Here is a 19,148-nt window from a genome sequence, read left to right as displayed (position 1 = left end):
GACCTCATATCTGGCTCGTTGATGAGTTCTTCAATGACCACAACAAGTACCGGCCGCACTGCGCGATCGGTAACAAGGTCCCGATCCTGCTGACGAAACTAAGCGCATCACCAGCCCGTCACCCTGAGCATCGGGCCGGAAAACTCCACCATCCGGCGGTCCAAGGTTGGGGAGCAGAGCATCTGGGAAACTTTGACTTCGGGCCGTCCAACGTTGGGGTCGCATCACTTACTCAGCATTGGCCACAATACAAAAAACACCGCAAATCTTTCTGAATGAAACCTCCGCCTGTCTTACCGCAGGCGGCCGATCAGTAGCCGAAACAACAGTGGCCCGACCAAGATCACCAGCAGAATACGCGTCAGGTGATGTGCTATGACAAAGCCAAGATCGGCCCCTGCGACAATGGCCAGCATCGACATTTCTGCCTGCCCCCCGGGCGCAAAAGCAAGAAAACCCTCAACCGGCGGAGCAAGCCCCGACAGCGTGACAATTTCGGTAACGATCCCCGCCAGTATCGCAAGAATGGCCACAAACGCTGCACCACCTGCCACAGTGTTGCGCAGCTCTCTTAGCGTGACACCAACATAGCTGACACCGATACCCGTGCCGATCAAAAGCTGCGCTATCAAAAGCGCTTCTCGCGGCGGACGCTGGTGCAACAGACCGCCAAGCGACAATGCGGCGCTGACGATCAGGGGCCCAAGGATGGCTGCGCCGAAAAGCCCGATCCGCGCGCCGCCCTTCCAACCCACAAGCGCGGCTGCCACCATCAGCACTAGCTGAGTCGTGGGCAGGTCAGCCGCAGGCAAGCCGATGGGTTGCCCCAGACTCACCCCGTAGACATTGACCAGAACCACCGGAGCCACGACCATAATGACTAAAAGCCGGGTTACATGCACCAGGGACAACTGTCGTACATTTGCCCCTGCCTCCTGGCCAAAAATCGTCATATCTGCTGCGCCACCCGGCATCGCGGCATAGAACGCCGTCACCGTGTCAAAGCCGCAGACCTTGCGAAAGAACGGCACCCCAATCAGGCCGATCACTGCGATATACACCGGAATGATTGCCAACGAGGCCAGCATGGAAGGTAGTTTTGCCACCAATGCCGGTGTGACCGACGCGCCAATGGCGACACCCAGCACGGATCTGGCCGCAATCGAGACCTGACCAAACCCTTGCAGGGGCGCCCCTAGTAATGCCGCCATGAGGCAGGCAACCATCGGCCCGAACAAGAAAGGCAGCGGCAGCGCAAGCAGCACAAACAGGCCAACGCCAGAAAGTGCGATAGCGGCTGTCAGTGCTTGCTTTGGGAAGGCGGCGCGCCACATACATGTCAATCCAGATTAATGGTGGTTGTATGTGTCACCACAGGCGGATGGGCAAAGAAGGGTGCCGCCAGCGTGCGCCAGGCCTGAAAACCTTCCGAGCCGCGAAAGGTCACGGTGTGATACTCAAGGCTGCGCCATATGACCACCAGTCGATAGACTTGAGGTGTCTCAATCAGTCGGTGCAGCGACAGCCCCAAACAGCCCGCAGCGGCCAGAAAATGCGGTCGAGCCAGTGCCACTGCGGCTTCAAACCCGACAGTGTCGGTCACGGTGATCTCGGCCGTTTCAACGAGAGATGTAGACATGAAAGCTCTTTCTCTACTTTGGCGCATGACCGTGTTCGGCGTCGATTGTGCGCGTCTCGCCGCTGGCAAGCATGGTGCGGGTTGCGTCAATGGTTGCGTAGGTCCAGAAAATCCGCATCGGTTTGTCCGTGGCGTTGATGAAGCGGTGCGGGACGTTTGGCGGAATCCATGTGGTGTCAAAGGTGTCGAGATTGTGCTGCACACCATCAATCTCGGCAATCGCCTGACCTTCAATCACCATAACGCTTTCCTCGCAGTTGTGGAAATGCAGACCGATGGCCGCACCCGGATCGAAGGCGGTGATGCCGTTTATCAAGCTGGTCGAACCGCAACGCCGGGTCACCAGCGGCGTGGTGCGCGCACCACCACCCCGGTCGTTGGCTTTCAACTGGGCGGGGCGAAGAATTGCGGGTTCAGATCGGATAATGCTCATTTTGCGGGGCCGATCCAAATGGTTTTGATGTTGACGAATTCGCGGATGCCATAGACGCCCAACTCCCGCCCATAGCCCGAGCGCTTGATGCCGCCGAAAGGATAGCGCGGGTCCGAAGCTGTCATGCCGTTGATGAAGACCGCCCCGGCCTCAATTTGGCTGGCCAGTCGCCGCGCCCGAACGGCGTCACCTGTCCACAAGGCAGCACCAAGACCGTATTCGCTGTCATTGGCCATGGCCACAGCCTCATCGGCATCTCGCGCGCGGATAATGGCCGCAACAGGGCCGAAGGTTTCCTCGACAAAGGCCACCATGCCGGGCCTTACATGATCGAGCACGGTGGGGGGATAATAACAGCCCTCACGCTTCAGCGGCTGCCCGCCGAGCTTTAGCACCGCCCCTTGCGCGACTGATCGTTCGACCTGCCCATGCAGCGTCGCCAGGAGATTGGCCCGCGCCATCGGGCCAATTTTGGTGTCACGCTGCATCGGATCGCCGACCTTCAGAGCCGCAGCTTTTTGCACAAACAGTTGGACAAAACGGTCAGCCACGGCGTCTTCGACGATGAAGCGTTTCGCGTTTACACAAGACTGCCCGACATTGACGTAGCGCGCCTTTATAGCGGTTTCCGCCGCAGCCTCCAGATCGGCATCCGCCAGCACAAGGAACGGATCGGACCCACCCAGTTCCAGCACCTGCTTTTTCAGCGCCTTCCCGGCTTGGGCCGCCACAATCGACCCCACCTCGGTCGAGCCGGTCAGAGTGATCGCGGCGATCCGGTTATCTGCGATGATGCCTGCGACTTTGGCATTGTCGATCAGCAAGGTCGCGGTCAAGCCTGCCGGGGCTCCGGCTTTGTCCATTACCTCTTGCACAGCCAGCGCCGATTCCGGCACGTTGTTGGCGTGTTTCAGGATAGCACCATTGCCCGCGACCAGCGCAGGGGCGGCAAAGCGGAAATACTGCCAGAACGGATAGTTCCACGGCATGATCGCCAGCACCACGCCCAACGGTTCAAATGCAATCACGCTTTCAGTGGCGTTTGAGGCCACAGGCTCGTCCGCCAGATAGATCGGGCCATGTTCAGCGTAGAAATCGCAGTTGAACGCACATTTCTCAATCTCGGCTTCGGCCTCGACGATCGGTTTGCCCATTTCGCGGGTGATTATTTCGGCATAGCGGGCCTTATCCTGCCGCAAAACGACGGCGATCCGCATCAGCAGTTTCACCCGTTCTGCGATCGGCACGTTGCGCCATGATTTCTGCGCTGTCGCTGCTGCCGCCAGGGCCGTCTCAATGGCCGCGTCGTCTTGCAAGACAAAGCTGCGGATCGGTTCGCCCGTGGTCGGGTTGATCGAGGTGATTGTGGTCATGGCTCAGGCTCCGGTTGATCGGCGAAAAACGCTTGGGAGATGTGGCTTCCAACCGGACAGAAACTGTGCGCTGTGCGATGTGGACGCCGTTGAGGGGATGTATTCAAAGCCGATGGCACCCGCATAACCGGCCGCAGCGAGGGCAGACAGGATGCGGTCGAACGGCAAATTCCCCGTGCCCGGCTCGTGGCGGCCGGGATGGTCGGCGATGTGAACGTGGCCAAGGCGGGTCGGGTTGGCTGTTATCCAGCGCACCGGATCTTCGCCAAGCGTTGCGGCATGAAACGTGTCGAACAACAGGGAAAACGCATCTGCAAACTGGTCTTGCAGCTGTGATGCAAAGGCCAGCGAGCCAACGTGATATCCGGGAATGGTGATCGCTTCGACCAGAACGCGCGCACCTGTGCCTTGGCAATGCCTGATCGCCCACAACAGATTTCTGCGATAGGTCTCATCTGCCTGCTGCAAGCCGTCTTTTGGCACCCCCGCCATCGGATGCACGAAGGGGCAACCCACGCCAACGGCATAATCCAACGCCCGCTCAAACCCCCGGCGGAAGTCGTCCTCGCGTCCGTGCAGCGCTGCCAAGCCTTTTTCGCTTCGTGCAGGTTCGCCCATGCCGGACGTGACTTGCGAGAATGTCAGACCCAGATCGCCAAGCCGCGTCCGCATCTCTGCGGTAGGGATCGCCCAAGGCTCTGGGTGTTCAACGGCGGTAAAGCCGTCGCGTGCTGCAGCCGTCAGCCGGTCGGCAAACGGCAGATCGGTGTAGAGGTAGCCGATATGGGCGGACAGCCGGTTCATCAAGCCGCCTTGAACGGTGCGGCGGCTCCGGCGGGAAACACCACGCCCGCAGCTTTGCCTTCGGTAATAAGATCATCGACAACGTTTGCGGTCACCGGCACACCGTCGCGCCGCCGCTGCATTTCGCGGCGTTGTTCCGGCTCACCGGGCAGCATAATCTCGTCCACCCCGGCGGCCCGCGGCAGGTCTTTGATCCTTTCATAAAACGTATCCATCCGCGCGCCGAAATCGGTCAGCGACATGAACAAGTCTGGCTTGATGGCAAAAAACAGATGCCCGACATTCTGCGGTTCGGAATGGTCGAAGTAGAGGCTTTTGACATCGCCGCCAAAATTCGCCCCGGTCAGCACGCCTGACATCAGATCCATAAGCGTCCCAAGAACCGAGCCTTTCACCCCGCCGAATGGCAGGCAAACGCCCTCAAATGCCTTGGCAGCATCAGTGGTGGGGTTGCCCTCAAGGTCCAGCGCAAGTCCCTCGGGGATCGGGTCGCCCTTCATCGCCGCCAACCGGATCTTGCCGCGCGCGATGACGGTCATCGCCATGTCCATGACATAGGGCGGATGTTTACCACCGGGGATACCCGCGGCGATTGGACTGGCGCCAAGGAACGCCGTCCGTCCCCCCCACATCGCGATTGCAGGCGACGAGTTGGTGAAGATCATCGAGATAAAGCCGCGCTCGATCGCCCGCAGCGCATAGGAGGCCCCCATGCCAAAATGGGTCGACCGGTGCACACCGACCAAGCCGATCCCCATCTCGGCAGCAATGTCGCATGCCGCGTTCATTGCGACATGCGAGGGCACAAAGCCCATGCCGTTGTCACCATCAACATGCGCCACCGCCCCGGCAACCTTTGTCACCTTCACATCCGGCCTCGGGTTTACCAGCCCCTGCCGCAGCCGTTCCAGATACATCGGGATGCGGCTGATGCCGTGGCTGTCGACGCCGCGCAGGTTCGCTTTGACCAGATCGCCCGCAATGAGCTTGGCATCCTCATCGCTCATCCCGACGGTGCGGAACATTGCCACTGCATAATCGGTCAGATCCTGTGCGTGGAAGTAGCTCGTTTTGGCCATCTTTGGGCTCCAGCAGGTTGCATTGTCCAACCCGGCCACCACAGCGGCCGGCTACATCATCATTCACGGCTTCATCCGTGGAACGTCTGTCAGTGGCCCGAGGGCGCATCGTCAAACTTGATCTTCCGGGTGCGACGCCAATGTAGCACGGCTGGAACCACGACAATCAGCACGGACACGGTTATCAGCACCGCCGACAAGGGGGTTGAGACGAAGACCATCGGATCGCCTTGTCCTATCGCCAGCGCCCGACGCAGCTGCAGTTCGGCCATCGGTCCCAAGATCAGTCCGATCAGCACAGGCGCAATCGGAAAGTCATAGACCCGCATTGTGTAGCCCATCAGCCCGACACCAAACATCATCGCAAGATCAACCCAGGAATTCGACACCCCCCAAATACCCACCAGCGAGAAAATGAGGATGCCCGCGTATAGATAGGGCCGTGGGATGAACAGCAGCCGCACCCAAAGCCCCGCCAACGGCAAGTTCAGGATCAGCAGCATGAGGTTGCCGACGTACAGCGAGGCGATCAGCGACCAGACAAGATCACCCGAGTTGATGAACAGCATTGGTCCCGGCTGCAGACCGTAGTTCTGGAATGCTGCCAACAAGATAGCGGCGGTCGCAGAGGTTGGCAGACCCAATGTCAGCAGCGGCACCAGCACCCCGGCTGCGGCGGCATTATTTGCAGCCTCTGGTCCTGCCACGCCTTCAATCGCGCCATGACCGAATTCTTGGGGATGTTTGGTCAGCTTGCGCTCCAGGGTGTAGGATAGAAACGTCGGAATCTCGGCCCCGCCCGCAGGCAATGCGCCGATGGGGAATCCCAGGAATGTGCCACGCAGCCAAGGCTTCCACGACCGTTTCCAGTCGTCCTTGGTCATCCACATGCCGCCCGCCAAAGGGTTGAGGTTTGGCTTGTGCAGGCCAAAGCGGCTGGCAACATAAAGCGTCTCGCCGATGGCAAACAGTGACACCAGCACCACCGTCATCTCTACCCCGTCCATCAGATCGGGCACACCGAAGGTCAGGCGTTGCAGGCCCGACTGTTTGTCGATGCCTACCAGTCCCAATGACAGGCCAATGAACAGCGCGATAAAGCCGCGCACTTTCGAGGTTCCCATCACCACCGACACCGACAGGAACGACAGCAGCATCAAGCCGAAATAGTCTTGCGGTTTGAAGATAAAGGCCAGTTCGGCAATCGGCGGGGCCAGAAAGGTGATCCCAAGCGTGCCGATTGTGCCAGCCACGAATGATCCTATTGCCGCCGTGCAAAGCGCTGCTGCACCCCGGCCATTGCGCGCCATCTGGTTGCCCTCAAGCGCCGTCATCATCGACCCGCTTTCGCCGGGCGTGTTCAGCAAGATCGAAGTCGTTGATCCACCATACATCGCGCCATAGAAAATGCCCGCGAACATGATGAAGGCGGCAGTCGGCTCTATATATACCGTCACCGGCAGCAACAGCGCGATGGTCAGCGCTGGGCCAATGCCGGGCAGCACGCCGATGGCGGTGCCCATAAACGTGCCAATGAAGGCCCACATTAAGTTCTGCGGCTGCAACGCGATGCTGAAGCCGTTCATCAATCCTGTGATGGAATCCATTGTCACATCCCCACGGCAGGCAATAGCCCGCCCAATTGCACGCCAAGTTTTCCAAACAGCCACCAGCACAGGACTGAAAAGCCCAAGCCCAGGATCAGGTTCAACATCCAGCGGCTTGATTTGAAGGCCGCGGCGATCAGAACGAAGCAGCCGGTGCAGGTCGCGACGAAGCCCAGGGTGGGCATCGTCACCATCGGTAAAGCGCAGGCCAAGGCGACGAGCCCCAGCGCCTTGTAGGACACGACGTGCGCGTCATTTATGTCCTCTGCACCTTGTTCCTCGAACGGAACGCCCTGCCAGATTTGCAAGGCGAGCATCATACCCAGCAAGATCAGGCCCAAACCAACGGCTGAAGGCACAAAACCCGGCCCGACATGGGCATACTGATCGAACTGCGGCAGCTCGGCAGCTTTGGCAAGCACGATAGCGCCCCAAGCCACAACACCACCCGCAATCCAGTAAGGGCGTTCCGTCATATCATTCATCCTTTTGAAGTGAGGTTGATCTTACTTGACCAAACCGGATTCCTTCAGGATCTCGCCAATCCGCACCTTTTCAGTTTCAAGGAAAGCCACGAATTCGTCGCCGGACAGATAAGCGTCTTCCCAGCCTTGCTTGGCCAATGTGTCTTTCCAGGCGGCCGAGTCGTGCATTTTGGCAAAACGATCCAGCCAGACCTGACGTCCTTCGGGTGACATATCTTTGGCACCCACGATGCCGCGCCAGTTGCCGACAACGACATTCAGTCCGGCTTCTTTCAGGCTGGGCGCATCGATACCGTCAACCCGGCCTTCGGAGGTCACCGCAATAATGCGGATGCGGCCTGCATCAGCCATCGCCTTGAATTCAGACACACCCGAAACCGCGACCGTCAAAGCGCCGCCACCGAGCGCCGTCACCACTTCCGCACCGCTGTCATAGGGGATGTAGTTGAGTTTGGCCGGTTCCAGCCCATTTTCCTTGGCGATCAGCGCCATCACGATATGATCGACGCCCCCAGCCGAGCCGCCGCCAATCGCCACCGCGCCCAGATCGGCTTTCATCGCCGCAACCAGATCTTCCACCGTTTTGATCGGCGAGTCCGTTGCAACCGCCACCACGCCTGTGTCGTTGGTCAGCCGCACCAGCGGCGTCACATCGTCCAGCGTGACCGGCGAATTGTTCATCAGAATGCCGCCAACTATGATGACGCCCATCGACATCACCGCGTTGTCATTGCCGGTGTTAGAGCTGACAAACTCTGCAAGGCCGATCGTGCCGCCGGCACCGCCCTTGTTGGTAAAGCTTGCACCATCCGTGAAGATGCCTTCTTTGTTCATGGCATCAAACGGCAGGCGCGCCATCGCGTCATAACCGCCGCCAGCACCGCCCGGCGCCATGACCACCGCCGGTTCTGCATAAACCGGAGCAAGACCTGCCAGCGAAAGCGCGACTGTCGCCGCAAAAATTGTTCTGATCATTTTCATCCTCCCGATGATTTCAAGCCAGAGGGTTATTCCGCCCCCAGCCACTAAGACAACCGCCTCCTTGCGTTTGTCTCATGACTATACTTACGACAATTAAGCAAAGCAATCAATCGCTTTGGCGCGGCAGGTTAATCGTCATTTATTGTTGTATTACAGATAGATAATTCAATCTGTCTGAATATGCGCCAAGCGAAGCCAAGCCTTGCAAGGCGCACAATCCAGACAAGCCGAATCGCCCGTCAGGCGATCTGCATTTCTTCCAGCAAACACGCCCAGCCCGCGCCGTGCATGTCGCGGTCAGCGCGCGTGCCCTGCACCACCGGGCGCGGCACCGAGAACTTGACGACATTCAGCGACGGGATGTCAAACCGCTTTAGCAGTTGCTGTTCGACCCCGAACAAGCGCGCCACCTCGGCATCCTTCAGCCCATCGCAAACCCGGGCAAAAGTGGCGGCATCGTCGCAAAACACATCGACGGTCAACCAGAAGGGCCCTGCGTTTTTCGAGCGTACCTTGCTGACCAAGGATCCCAGCTCAGCCATGACCGACCTCATGCAGTTCCAGAACAAAGGCCGACATCGGATCATCAAGTTCCATCACGTGATTGAGGCAAAATTCATACAAGGCGCCTCGCTGCATTTCTGCGGGCGAGAACGGAAAGGCAAACGTTGGCATCGGTTCATCCTCGGTCAGCGGATGGTGCAGCAGATAGGGGTTCAGGATCTTGCCCGCTTCGGCAGCCTGTTCGGCGGTGGGGCAGGTCAGGATGCCCATGATGCCGACCTCGACCGGCAATTCAGTGCGGTTTTCCAGCGCGCCAAGTGTGGCATCCATCCCGATCAGTCGCATCTCCAGATGAAAGCTTTCGGGCGCAAGACCCATCCGCGTGACAATCTTTTCCGTCACCCGCGCCTGCACATCCGCCGCCCATTCGCGGGCGTGGCGCACATAGCGGCGCTCGCGGATCACCGCCAGACCGACGGTCTGATAGCCGACCACCCGGGCCCCTTCGAGTTTGACCGTATAGCGCCCCGGCACCCAGTCCGAGCCTTCCACCCGCACGCGGCGCGGGTCGATGGCATGATATTCGGATCGCGTCACGTCCAGATGCCCGCCGGGTTCGTGCAGAATGAACGGATCAGAATTCTCGTAAAGCATATGCGCGGACACGGTATAGGGCGTCGCCGCCGCCTCTAGCGCCATCGGTTCAACCGTGAAACCCGTGGCGTCAAAATCTATCTGGATGACGCCGGAATTCGGATGCGTTGTCGCCAGCGCCCCACATTCGCCGACCTTGGCCCCATGCCACGCCGCCCCCGCGTGGTCGCCGCGTTCAATCGGCAGCGCCGCAATGATCGCCGTGTCGGTGGTGCGCCCGGCAATGACGATATCGGCGCCAGTGGCCAGTGCCGCCGTGATCTGCTCTGCCCCAGCGAGCGCGACGATGTTGGTGCAACTGTCAATCACCGCTTCGGAAATATCGGGCGCAGCGGGAAGCGGATGCAACTTGCCTTCGGCCATCGCCGCCTTGACCCGTGCCTTTGGCTGGGCGGATTTCAACGTGGCCACGCGCACATGCAACCCATCCTCGGTCGCAATCTCGCGGGTGATTTCCAGCAACCAATCCACCGTGCTGTCGGCGCCGCAGGTGCCCGCGGTGCCAATCACCAATGGAACCCCCGCTGCCAGCCGTGCCTGCATCAACTCGCGCCATTCCGCTTTGGTAGAGGCCCGCGAGTATTTGGACATACCGCGTCCCAGATAGGACGGTCCGCTGTCGGTGGACCCGCCATCCACCGCGATGATGTCGGGGTGGTTCGCAACCCCCCGCTCCAGCGCCTTGCGATCATAGCCCAGACCCAAAGCGCCCGCGGGCACCAATACGCGTGTCATCTGACGTATCCTCCGTTGCAGTTGCCCCACGCCCAAGACGCGGGGATCAGAACATTTCTGCCCGCGCCTTGCGGTCTTTCGCACGGCCCAGATGCTCAAACATCAAATCCGCCGCGCGGGCGGTGTCGCCTGCATCCAGCGCATCCAGAATCCCCAGATGCTCGGCATTTTGCCCAAGCACCTGAGTGATATTCAAAGTTTGGCGGTACTCCACCAAGCGGCGCAGATGATTCAGCTTTTGCACGGTGTTTTGCAGAAACCGGTTGCCGGAAAGCGCAGCCAGCCCTTCATGGAATTCCGAGTTTGTTTCGAACAGTTCCATCTGGCTCAACCGTTGCCAACCGCCTTCGGCCACCATTTCCTGCCGCCGCCGCAGGTCAGCCAGCACAGTGCGATCCAACCGGAAACCGGGGCAGCGCAGGCCATGCACCTCAATCACCTGACGCAATTCATAGCACTCGCGATAAGCATCGACCGAGTCGATCAGCGCGGCAAACGTCCAGCCCCGACCCTCATTCCGTTCGATCCAGCCTTCCGCCGAAATCCGCGTCAGGGTGCGGCGCAACCCGGGCCGTGACACGCCGTAACGCCGCATCAGGTCGTTCTCACTGACCCTATCCGGCAAACGGCGCGACAACCTGTCATCCGCGATGCGCAGATAGACCCCCTCCTCGGACGTTTCGTCCGAAGGCACCACAGAATCCGCACGCGTCACGAGGTTGCGCAGGAAGTATCCCTTATTTGGCACCCGTTCTAAGATGCCCTGTTCGGCCAGCATTGCCAAGGCAGACCGGATCGGCTGGCGCGAAATGCCCAGCAGGTCCTGTAGGCTGGCTTCGGTCAGGTGTTGCCCTTCAGCCATGTCGGACGTGCGGATATGGCGCACGATCCTGTCGGCGAGATTGCGATGAAGTTCATTCATGATCGGTCCCAAAAACGTCTTATGCTGCAATATAGGACAGTTCATCATGGATCAATCACTCCACCGCAACCAATGCGGCGACAACCTGGTCGGTGAACGCCACCGTGCCCAGTTGCCCGCCCAGATCGGCAGTGCGCGTAGCCCTGTTGTCGAGCGACACCTCAATTGCGGCCTCAATAGTGCGGGCGGCCTTTGCAAGCTGTGGGCTGTCGTTGCGCAGCGCCAACCAGTCCAGCAGCATCGCCGCCGACAAGATCAGCGAGGTGGGGTTCGCCCTGTTCTGCCCGGCGATGTCGGGGGCCGATCCATGCTGTGCCTGCGCCACGCAAATCGACTCGCCCTGATTGATCGACCCGCCAAGACCAAGGCTGCCACACAGCTCAGACGCCTCATCCGACAGAATGTCGCCAAACATGTTGGTGGTCACGATCACATCGAACTGGTCGGGCTTGCGGATCAGAAGTGCCGCAGTGGCATCGACGATCAGCTCTTCCAACACCACATCCGGGTACTCAACAGCGACTTTGCGCACCTCGCGCAGAAACAGCCCGTCAGACAATTTCAGCACATTCGCCTTGTGCACTGCGGTTACCTTCTTCCGCCGCCCGCGCGCCAATTCAAAGGCGGCACGCGCCACCCTTTCAGAAGCCCGTGCGGTGATCTTGCGCACCGACAGCGCCATATTCTCGTCCGGCATGAATTCACCCGTGCCCGCGAACATATTGCGGTCGGAATAAAAGCCTTCGGTATTCTCGCGCACGATGATCAGATCCATCGGCTTGCGCAGCACCGTCAGATCGGGGCGCGAGCGGCAGGGCCGAACGTTGGCAAACAGCTCAAACTGCACGCGCAATGCACCCGAAGGATTGATGCCGCCACGATCGCGCGGCGGGTAATCGTAATGCGAAACCGGCCCAAGGATCACCCCATCCACCTGCGGGATGCGCGCCATCACGGCATCGGGCAGCGTCGTGCCCTGTTCGGCCAGCGATTTCAGCCCGATATCCGCCGTCTCGATCTGCAACCCCAGCCCGAACCGGGCATCAACTGCAGCAAGCACACGCAAGGTGGCTGCGGTAATCTCAGGACCAATCCCGTCACCCGGCAGGGCAAGTAAGCGCATGAAGGGTGTCCTTCCATCAAAGCAGGGCGCGTGGATTTTTGACGCGACAAAAGACCAGTATCTTGCGATGTGGTGTTTTGCAACCTTAAAAAACCATGCCTTGGAAATTTCCCGGCCCCATGCGATAACAAGCAACCCTCGCTTTGCAGGACAGACAGTGACGCAGCTTGCCAGCACCCTAGCCCTTCAGATCGCCCGCTTTGTGCTTGCCGAAGCCCTCACCGAAGGCACCCCGCTGACCGAACGGATGCTGGCCAAGCGTTTTGACGTCTCGCGCTCGCCGATCCGTGTGGCCCTGCGCGAGCTAGAACAAGCCGGTCTGCTACGTGTGAGCGCGCGTGGCGGATATCAACTGGCCGATCCGCAAGCGGCAGCAGATCTTTCCGACGAAACCGCCTCGGACAATGCCGAGGATATTTATCTGGCCATCGCCCGCGACAGATTGGCGGGTGAGATTCCCGACCGGATCAGCGAGAATGAACTTTTGCGGCGCTACCCTGTCACCCGGCCACGCCTTCTTGCACTGTTGCGGCAGATGTCCGAAGAAGGTTGGGTCGAACGTCTGCCAGGCAACGGCTGGCGGTTTCTACCCGTGCTGACGTCGATGCAAACCTACCGTCAAAGCTACAGTTTCCGGCAAGCCATCGAACCGGCAGCTTTGCTGGAACCCGGATTTCAGCTGAACACGGCCGAGCTTGAACGCCATCTCTGTCAACAACGCGGTCTGGTCAGCGGGGCCATTCATACGATCTCCAGCGTGCAGCTTTTCGTACAGAACAGCGCGATGCACCAAGCGATCATCGACTGTAGCGGCAACACATTTTTCATCGATAGCCTGCGTCGCGTCGACCGGTTGCGGCGGCTGATTGAATATCGCCAGATCGTTGACCGCGCACAGGCTCGCCTGCGCTGCGCCGAACATGTCCGAATTCTTGAACTGGTCCTTGATGGCCGGAACGCCGAAGCGGCCGGGGAGATGCGCATGCATCTGGCAGCCTTGGGCCCGATTAAAGCCTACACGGCTGGAGCGTCGCTGGATCATCCGCACGCGCATAGATAACTGAACGCAGGGCTGGCGATAGTGCGTTAGCTGATCGCATAACCCTCAACGGTCCAACCGGTAGAACTTGGGGCATGATTGTTTTAGGCGCGTCCTCCGATACTGGTCGTCGTACAGGTGAATGGCTCGGCTGACTCGAGACAAGTACACATCTGCGCTGCACACGCTTGGTGCAAAGAAATTCTGCGATATTGTCAAAAGACCGCTTCTGCGAGTACTGCCGCGCAGCATCTTGACGACGCGAGTGTCTGCTTTGGGCCGAAAGCGCCAGTCGCTGCCCTCAGTGGTCCGGGCATCGGAGCATCCTATCCCGAACCTTCATCTTGAATTCTAGGAGCATGAGAAGTCGGACAAACATTTCGTTATCTCCGTCACCCTTCGAGAAATTGGTAAACTGGGGTCAGGACCCATTGATCTTGCTTCTGCGGCATGATTCAGACTCCGCAAGGAGAGCGGTCAATGAGCAACCTGTTCTGGCTGACCGACGTGCAGATGGCCCATCTTGAACCGTTCTTTCCCAAAAGCCATGTCAAGCCTCGCGTCGATGATCGACATGTTTTTAGCGGCATAATATTCATCAATCGTAATGGGTTGCGCTGGCGCGATGCGCCCAGAGAATGTGGTCCTGCAAAGACCCTCTACAACCGCTGGAAGCGTTGGGTGGACATGGGTGTCTTTGCCCGGATGATGGAAGGTCTGACCTTAGAGGCGGCCATTCCGAAGACGGTGATGATCGACGCGACTTGTCAATCGGCACGCAAAGCTGACCCCCTATCGGCGCTCAATATTGACCCCTTGACTGGCGGAGATCAGGGCCTGAGCCGACCGAACTGATGATGTTGTGCAGGCGGGTCAGGCCCTGATCGTCAGGCGCGATTTTTGAATCGCCAAGACCCGATCCCCGTTTCAGCGGCATTGCCGCAATCAGGGTTTGGATGAGCCGCGAAAACTCGACGTCGTCTTCCCACAACGGCAAGAAATGTTCGTCCAATCGCCGAGCGAGTTGCTCGTCGCCGCGAATGGCATCGACAACTTCATTGACGCCGAACACGACGAGGGACGCGCAAAGATCATTGGCCAGGAATCGGAACATATTGAGAAAGCGTCGCTGTTCACGGTAACTGCCAGCCAACAGATTGTGCACCTCGTCGATCATGATCATCCTGAGATCCATGTCGCGCAAATGGTTGAGAGCACGTACCTCCAGTTCGGATTCCGCCCTCGGAAACATCACGCCGACAGAGCTTGCCATGCAAATGAGACTGAAAAAAAGCCCCGCATAGTTTCAGAAATTAACCCATGGACTCTCCGAAAAATCGGGGGGGGACGTGGCTCAGGTCACGGCCCCAAGACTTCCCTTGCAGAGTCTTGTTATTACTAAGATTTTACTGAAGAGACGGGTTTCGAACACTGTTTCGCACTTTCATAGTCAGTCTTCTATCCCAACAAACGTCGAGAACGCGCCCCGCCAGCCATCGATGCACCGGGCATAGGTATCAATGACTAATGCGACATAAACGAACCCGTCCCAGATGACGACATAGGCAAAATAGGAAACCCACAGCATGTTTGGCGCAGGCACCCGGAATCGGCGGTTCACCTTGTCCAACGGGCATGGAAGATTCTTGTTAACGATCGTTACCTTTTGCGGTTTACTCTGGATAATCCCTTGAATATCCATGTCCTTCATCGATCTGGACACAGTGCATCGGGCGAGTCAAAATCTTCGCGGCGCAACTGCCGACAGATCTTGCGCACACTATATACCTGTTAGTTCGTTTCGAAAACGCACTGTATCTGTGGACGAAACTCCTCGTCCCGCCTAGCACGATCCGACAGTTGCGAGGGGTCCGCCCGCTTCGTCAGATGTCCGTCGTAGGTGGCAGGGGCGATCGACAGAGTGTTGCAGATCGGCTCCTGACCTCAGGAAACCAAGCGTTACTCAGGTCTGATAATATAGCAGGACTAGGTCAATCTGACGATGCGTCCGCGTCTTGGCGAATATCTGTTTCAGATAGCTGCGGATCGTCGACAGCGACAGGCCGGTACTCGCAGAAATCTCGTTGAGTTGTTTGCCCAATAGCACCTCACGCGCAACCAGCCGTTCCGATGGCGTCATTTCGTAAGAGTCAAAGAAACGCTCGTGCTGCAGGCTATGTCTGATCTGCTTTTCGCCAAATAGCACTATCGCCATCCGCAGACTTGACTGCGGCATCGGTGCCACCAGCGCCAGCCGCGAATCTTGGCCCAGAGATGTCAACGACAACAGAGAAGACCGTCCATCTTCCTTTGTAGCAGCGCGGATTGCTTCGCGCAGCGCCACACATTCGCGCTTGTTCACCAGTGTCAGCTTTTCCCCGGTTACGATGCGGTCGATCGCATTCACTGCACCCTGGCGCGGCGATTGATGGTAAACTACCAGTCCCGCGCTGTTGACGACAAAAACCCGCAGTGCAAGCAGCGAGATCACCGATTGTAACGAGGCGAGGTGCAAGTTGTTGCGGCAATCAAGCGACTCGGCCAATTGCTGAGTGACATAGGCCATGCCAATGCGCAGCAGCGGTTGCTTCTCAATAAGATCGACATGGCCCAGTCGCGGGAAGGCCATGACCGGAAAGCTTTGAGCGATCGGCGCACCGATGCCCACGACATTGCGACCATTGCTGATCCAGATGGGGTAAGTCTTGTCTGGCAAATCGCCCAAGCCAGGTTGGTTGTGGACAACGTCTGCACGGACGGTGTCGTTGGAATGTGCAATCAGCCTACTTTCAGCCATCTTGACCAATGTGCGCACGGTTTCTTGCGAACAATCCGCCATCTTGGAGATCCAAGCATCGGTAAAGATTTTGCCGCTTCCATCGAAGAAGCCCATGAAAACGCCTTGAAGTTCCGCGCTCGTGCAAAAATACTGCGCGAAATTCGCACGGTGATTATTGCTGTAATCGCTAAGTTGCATGTTCATTCTCGTACCATTTAAAATGGCGGCGCCATCATCGGGAAAACTGCGGCTGGATCTTGCATTTGCCGGTTACCAGCAATGCCAGCGCTACGACCGGGTTGATGTCATCGGACTGGATGAAAACAATAATCGACACAAGGCAACGGTTCTTCACGGCGCCGCAATCAACGCAGGTTATGGTACGCCTTAGCGCATTGAAGTTTGGGTGCCCTAAAACAAAGTCAGAAATCATCGAGGACAGGATCAGGTCTAAATGTAGAAACCGTATCGAAACTATGAACAAATGTCAATTTTACGACATGATACAGCTTGCATAGTCGCACCTGATAGACGGAGCCGAAGTGCAAACCACAGCCCACCAAACGAAGACGATCCAACTTTCCCCTCCCATCAAGGGTGGACGCCCCCCAACGAAGGGGGCGCCCGCTCTTTAAATTGAAATCACGAGTACAAATTACTTACTCTGCCAGCAGGTCGATGGTCAGCGTGCTGCCATTGACCTTAACATTGACATCGTCTTCGACGAACAGGTCGGCAATCTGCTGTTCGTTGGTGAAGATGGTGGTGTTGCCGACATGATCTTTGGACAGATCAATCACGCAGGGCATCGGCTCGCAATATGGCACTTCGCACGTGACCGATGCATCATCCGGCTCACAGTTCGGCAGGGTAATGCACTTGTCATCAAAGCTGATGATGCCCTTGCCGTCGCCGTCGATGCCGGGTTTCAGCAAGAAGTCCATCAGCGCCGCCGGGCTGAAGAACGGATCAAGCGGGTTGATGCCTTCCAACTCGCCCACCAAGTTCTCGATCAGCACCGAGCCACCCAAGCTAGAGGTGATCAGGACGTCATTGCCCACAATAGAGGCCGACAACGTGCCTTCAAAGTCAGAATGGAAGATCACGCGATCTTCCTGATCGTCATCGAAGTCCTTAATCACATCATTGCCGATGTTCAGAACGGTGGTGTCGCAAACCCCGTCACCATCTCTGTCCAGATCATAGCCGAAGTAGAAGTTGTCTCCATCGCCTTCACCATAGAGCACATCATTGCCTTCGTCACCCACCAGACAGTCGGTCTCTTTGCCGCCCTGAAGCGTGTCGTCACCCAGACCACCCAGCAGCAGGTCGTTGCCACCATTGGTTACACCGGTGTCTCCGACCAGCAGGTCATTGCCAGCACCACCATGCAGGAAGTCGTTGCCCAGACCACCATCCAAACGGTCGTTCTGCGCGCCGCCATCCAGCGTGTCACGGCCCGTACCACCAAAGAGGACGTCTGCGCCGGCCCCACCAGTGATGCAGTCATCGCCAGCGTCACCATAGAGCTTGTCAGCGCCAGCATCGCCTGCGATCTTGTCGTTACCTGTGCCGCCGCTGATGCAGTCAGCGCCAGCGTCGCCGTTCAAATGGTCATCGCCCGCATCGCCATACAGCTTATCGTTGCCAAGGTTGCCATTCATCGTGTCATTGCCGACACCACCATAGAGCAGGTCATTGGCATCGTCGCCGGTGACCGCGTCGTCGTCTTGGCCACCATAGATCGTATCGCAGCCTGCGCCGCCGGTGATCGAATCGCTGGCTTCGCCCGCAGCCACCTGGCCATCGGCGTTATCACCGTAGATCAGATCATTTCCAGTGCCGCCTGAAATGCAGTCGGCATTGTCATTGCCTTCGATAACATCATCCCCGGCATCGCCGGCAATGTGGTCATCGTCGGCACCGCCTTGGATGTTATCATTGCCATCGCCGCCAGAGATGGCATCCATGCCGCGCTGACCCATAAGAGCATCGTCGCCGGTGCCGCCATAAATCTTGTCGTGGCCGTCAAAGCCGTGAATGGTATCTTCACCGCTGCCACCAAAGGCAACATCGTTGCCTTTACCGGCATTGATGTAATCGGCGCCTGCATTGCCCGCGACCACGTCGTCGCCGTCGTCGCCATAAAGCGTGTCGTCACCGGCTCCGCCGGTCATCATGTCGTTGCCAGCGCCACCAAAAAGCGTGTCGTTGCCCTCTTGGCCCGCCATGCAATCATTGCCATCGCCACCATAGAGCAGATCATCACCTGTGCCGCCCAACACAGCATCATCGCCCGTGTTGCCCCAAGCAACATCATTGCCAGAGCCACTGATCACCACGTCGTTGCCTGAGCCGCCGTCGAGCAGATCGTCGCCACCACCGCCAGCCAGCATGTCATCGCCATTGCCACCGCTCAGCTCGTCATTGCCCTGATCGCCGCTGGTTTCGTCACCCATCAGGATGTCGTTGCCCTCGCCGCCGAACAGGTAGTCGCCGCCGCCGCCGCCGCGGATAAAGTCACTTCCACCGTCGCCGGTGATCGCATTGGCATTGCCATTGCCAAGGATGTGGTCATCACCGCCCAGACCACTGCCCTTGTTGACACCGGGTAAGCTGTTAAAATTCCCATTGTCAGAATTAGGTGTGCCGCCAAGCCAAGGCGCGCCGCTAATAAGCGCCCACGCCTGGTCCTTCGTTTTCATCGTAGCCATGATCGAGTCCTCCCAAAGGTTTAAAATCTTTCAACATTACCGAATACGGACAATAAACTGCCCGTCCGCTCCACACGTTTGCGGATACCGTTCAGAAGTAGCCGCTGATGCAGTGCCTCAAAAAAGCCACCATTGAGATTTCGCGGATACCCTCAATTAGGGGTAACGCTCGCTTTACGCCTATATTTTCGTAACTTGACAGGGTGAACGATGAACGAGAATCTTAGAGGAACAGATCTATATCATATTAAATACAATAGGTTACATTACTTATATG

19 protein-coding genes and 1 pseudogene are annotated in these 19,148 nt (G+C 58.1%); 3 read left to right on the top strand and 17 right to left on the bottom strand.

Annotation, left to right across the window (positions count from 1 at the left end; all coding sequences use genetic code 11):
- Positions 1–293 precede the first annotated feature (293 nt).
- The 13 genes from U1A24_RS04540 to U1A24_RS04480 form a co-directional block, all read right to left on the bottom strand.
- Positions 294–1,334 carry an AbrB family transcriptional regulator gene (locus tag U1A24_RS04540; RefSeq protein WP_322320787.1) on the bottom strand — a complete coding sequence of 347 codons (1,041 nt, stop codon included), beginning with the start codon at positions 1,332–1,334 and terminating at the stop codon, positions 294–296.
- Positions 1,335–1,339: 5 nt separating this feature from the next.
- Complete coding sequence (locus U1A24_RS04535) at positions 1,340–1,639, bottom strand: antibiotic biosynthesis monooxygenase family protein (protein ID WP_322320786.1); 300 nt, start codon at positions 1,637–1,639, stop codon at positions 1,340–1,342.
- A gap of 13 nt (positions 1,640–1,652) precedes the next feature.
- Positions 1,653–2,072: a cupin domain-containing protein gene (locus tag U1A24_RS04530; RefSeq protein ID WP_322320785.1), complete on the bottom strand. Its 420-nt coding sequence runs from the start codon at positions 2,070–2,072 to the stop codon at positions 1,653–1,655.
- Positions 2,069–3,445, bottom strand: a complete 1,377-nt coding sequence (locus U1A24_RS04525) for an NAD-dependent succinate-semialdehyde dehydrogenase (protein WP_322320784.1) — start codon at positions 3,443–3,445, stop codon at positions 2,069–2,071. Before U1A24_RS04525 ends, U1A24_RS04530 begins: the two co-directional genes overlap by 4 nt.
- Before the next feature lie 3 nt (positions 3,446–3,448).
- A complete protein-coding gene (locus U1A24_RS04520) occupies positions 3,449–4,249 on the bottom strand; it encodes a hydroxypyruvate isomerase family protein (protein ID WP_322320783.1) in 801 nt (266 codons plus the stop codon).
- A complete protein-coding gene (locus U1A24_RS04515) occupies positions 4,249–5,328 on the bottom strand; it encodes an Ldh family oxidoreductase (protein ID WP_322320782.1) in 1,080 nt (359 codons plus the stop codon). The genes U1A24_RS04520 and U1A24_RS04515 overlap by 1 nt, the downstream gene beginning before the upstream one ends.
- A gap of 89 nt (positions 5,329–5,417) precedes the next feature.
- Positions 5,418–6,935, bottom strand: a complete 1,518-nt coding sequence (locus tag U1A24_RS04510; protein WP_322320781.1) for a tripartite tricarboxylate transporter permease — start codon at positions 6,933–6,935, stop codon at positions 5,418–5,420.
- A gap of 2 nt (positions 6,936–6,937) precedes the next feature.
- Positions 6,938–7,411, bottom strand: coding sequence for a tripartite tricarboxylate transporter TctB family protein (locus U1A24_RS04505; RefSeq protein ID WP_322320780.1), 474 nt, complete (start codon positions 7,409–7,411; stop codon positions 6,938–6,940).
- Positions 7,412–7,441: 30 nt separating this feature from the next.
- Positions 7,442–8,395 carry a tripartite tricarboxylate transporter substrate binding protein gene (locus U1A24_RS04500; RefSeq protein ID WP_322320779.1) on the bottom strand — a complete coding sequence of 318 codons (954 nt, stop codon included), beginning with the start codon at positions 8,393–8,395 and terminating at the stop codon, positions 7,442–7,444.
- A gap of 245 nt (positions 8,396–8,640) precedes the next feature.
- On the bottom strand, positions 8,641–8,943 hold the full coding sequence (locus U1A24_RS04495) for a DUF4387 family protein (RefSeq protein ID WP_322320778.1): 303 nt from the start codon (positions 8,941–8,943) through the stop codon (positions 8,641–8,643).
- Positions 8,936–10,294 carry an acyclic terpene utilization AtuA family protein gene (locus U1A24_RS04490; protein ID WP_322320777.1) on the bottom strand — a complete coding sequence of 453 codons (1,359 nt, stop codon included), beginning with the start codon at positions 10,292–10,294 and terminating at the stop codon, positions 8,936–8,938. Before U1A24_RS04490 ends, U1A24_RS04495 begins: the two co-directional genes overlap by 8 nt.
- 46 nt (positions 10,295–10,340) lie before the next feature.
- Entirely contained in the window at positions 10,341–11,216 is an 876-nt protein-coding gene (locus U1A24_RS04485) for a GntR family transcriptional regulator (RefSeq protein ID WP_322320776.1), read from the bottom strand.
- A 55-nt stretch (positions 11,217–11,271) separates the two neighbouring features.
- On the bottom strand, positions 11,272–12,339 hold the full coding sequence (locus U1A24_RS04480) for an isocitrate/isopropylmalate dehydrogenase family protein (RefSeq protein ID WP_322320775.1): 1,068 nt from the start codon (positions 12,337–12,339) through the stop codon (positions 11,272–11,274).
- Between U1A24_RS04480 and U1A24_RS04475 the strand changes: the two genes are divergently transcribed.
- Positions 12,284–13,399, top strand: coding sequence for a GntR family transcriptional regulator (locus U1A24_RS04475; protein ID WP_322320774.1), 1,116 nt, complete (start codon positions 12,284–12,286; stop codon positions 13,397–13,399). The two genes, U1A24_RS04480 and U1A24_RS04475, sit on opposite strands and share 56 nt — an antisense overlap.
- Positions 13,400–13,858: 459 nt before the next feature.
- A pseudogene (locus tag U1A24_RS04470) lies at positions 13,859–14,161 on the top strand (transposase); the annotation flags it as partial.
- Between the two features lie 19 nt (positions 14,162–14,180).
- Here the strand turns inward: U1A24_RS04470 and U1A24_RS04465 are convergent.
- From U1A24_RS04465 to U1A24_RS04455, 3 genes are all read right to left on the bottom strand, one after another.
- Positions 14,181–14,651, bottom strand: coding sequence for a TniB family NTP-binding protein (locus U1A24_RS04465; RefSeq protein WP_322320773.1), 471 nt, complete (start codon positions 14,649–14,651; stop codon positions 14,181–14,183).
- A gap of 177 nt (positions 14,652–14,828) precedes the next feature.
- Positions 14,829–15,101, bottom strand: a complete 273-nt coding sequence (locus U1A24_RS04460) for a hypothetical protein (RefSeq protein WP_322320772.1) — start codon at positions 15,099–15,101, stop codon at positions 14,829–14,831.
- 240 nt (positions 15,102–15,341) lie between these two features.
- Complete coding sequence (locus U1A24_RS04455) at positions 15,342–16,361, bottom strand: helix-turn-helix transcriptional regulator (RefSeq protein ID WP_322320771.1); 1,020 nt, start codon at positions 16,359–16,361, stop codon at positions 15,342–15,344.
- On the opposite strand from U1A24_RS04455, the gene U1A24_RS04450 reads away from it, so the two are divergent.
- Positions 16,354–16,548 (top strand): hypothetical protein, encoded by a 195-nt coding sequence (locus U1A24_RS04450; RefSeq protein WP_322320770.1) that lies wholly within the window; start codon positions 16,354–16,356, stop codon positions 16,546–16,548. The two genes, U1A24_RS04455 and U1A24_RS04450, sit on opposite strands and share 8 nt — an antisense overlap.
- 268 nt (positions 16,549–16,816) lie before the next feature.
- Here U1A24_RS04450 and U1A24_RS04445 read toward each other — a convergent pair whose 3' ends face one another.
- Entirely contained in the window at positions 16,817–18,862 is a 2,046-nt protein-coding gene (locus U1A24_RS04445) for a calcium-binding protein (protein ID WP_322320769.1), read from the bottom strand.
- Positions 18,863–19,148 lie beyond the last annotated feature (286 nt).

It is taken from the genome of Cypionkella sp., from assembly GCF_034376685.1.
Classification (GTDB): Bacteria; Pseudomonadota; Alphaproteobacteria; order Rhodobacterales; family Rhodobacteraceae; genus Cypionkella.
Note: the sequence above shows the minus strand (reverse complement) of the source record. Positions and strands in the feature narration are given on the sequence as shown.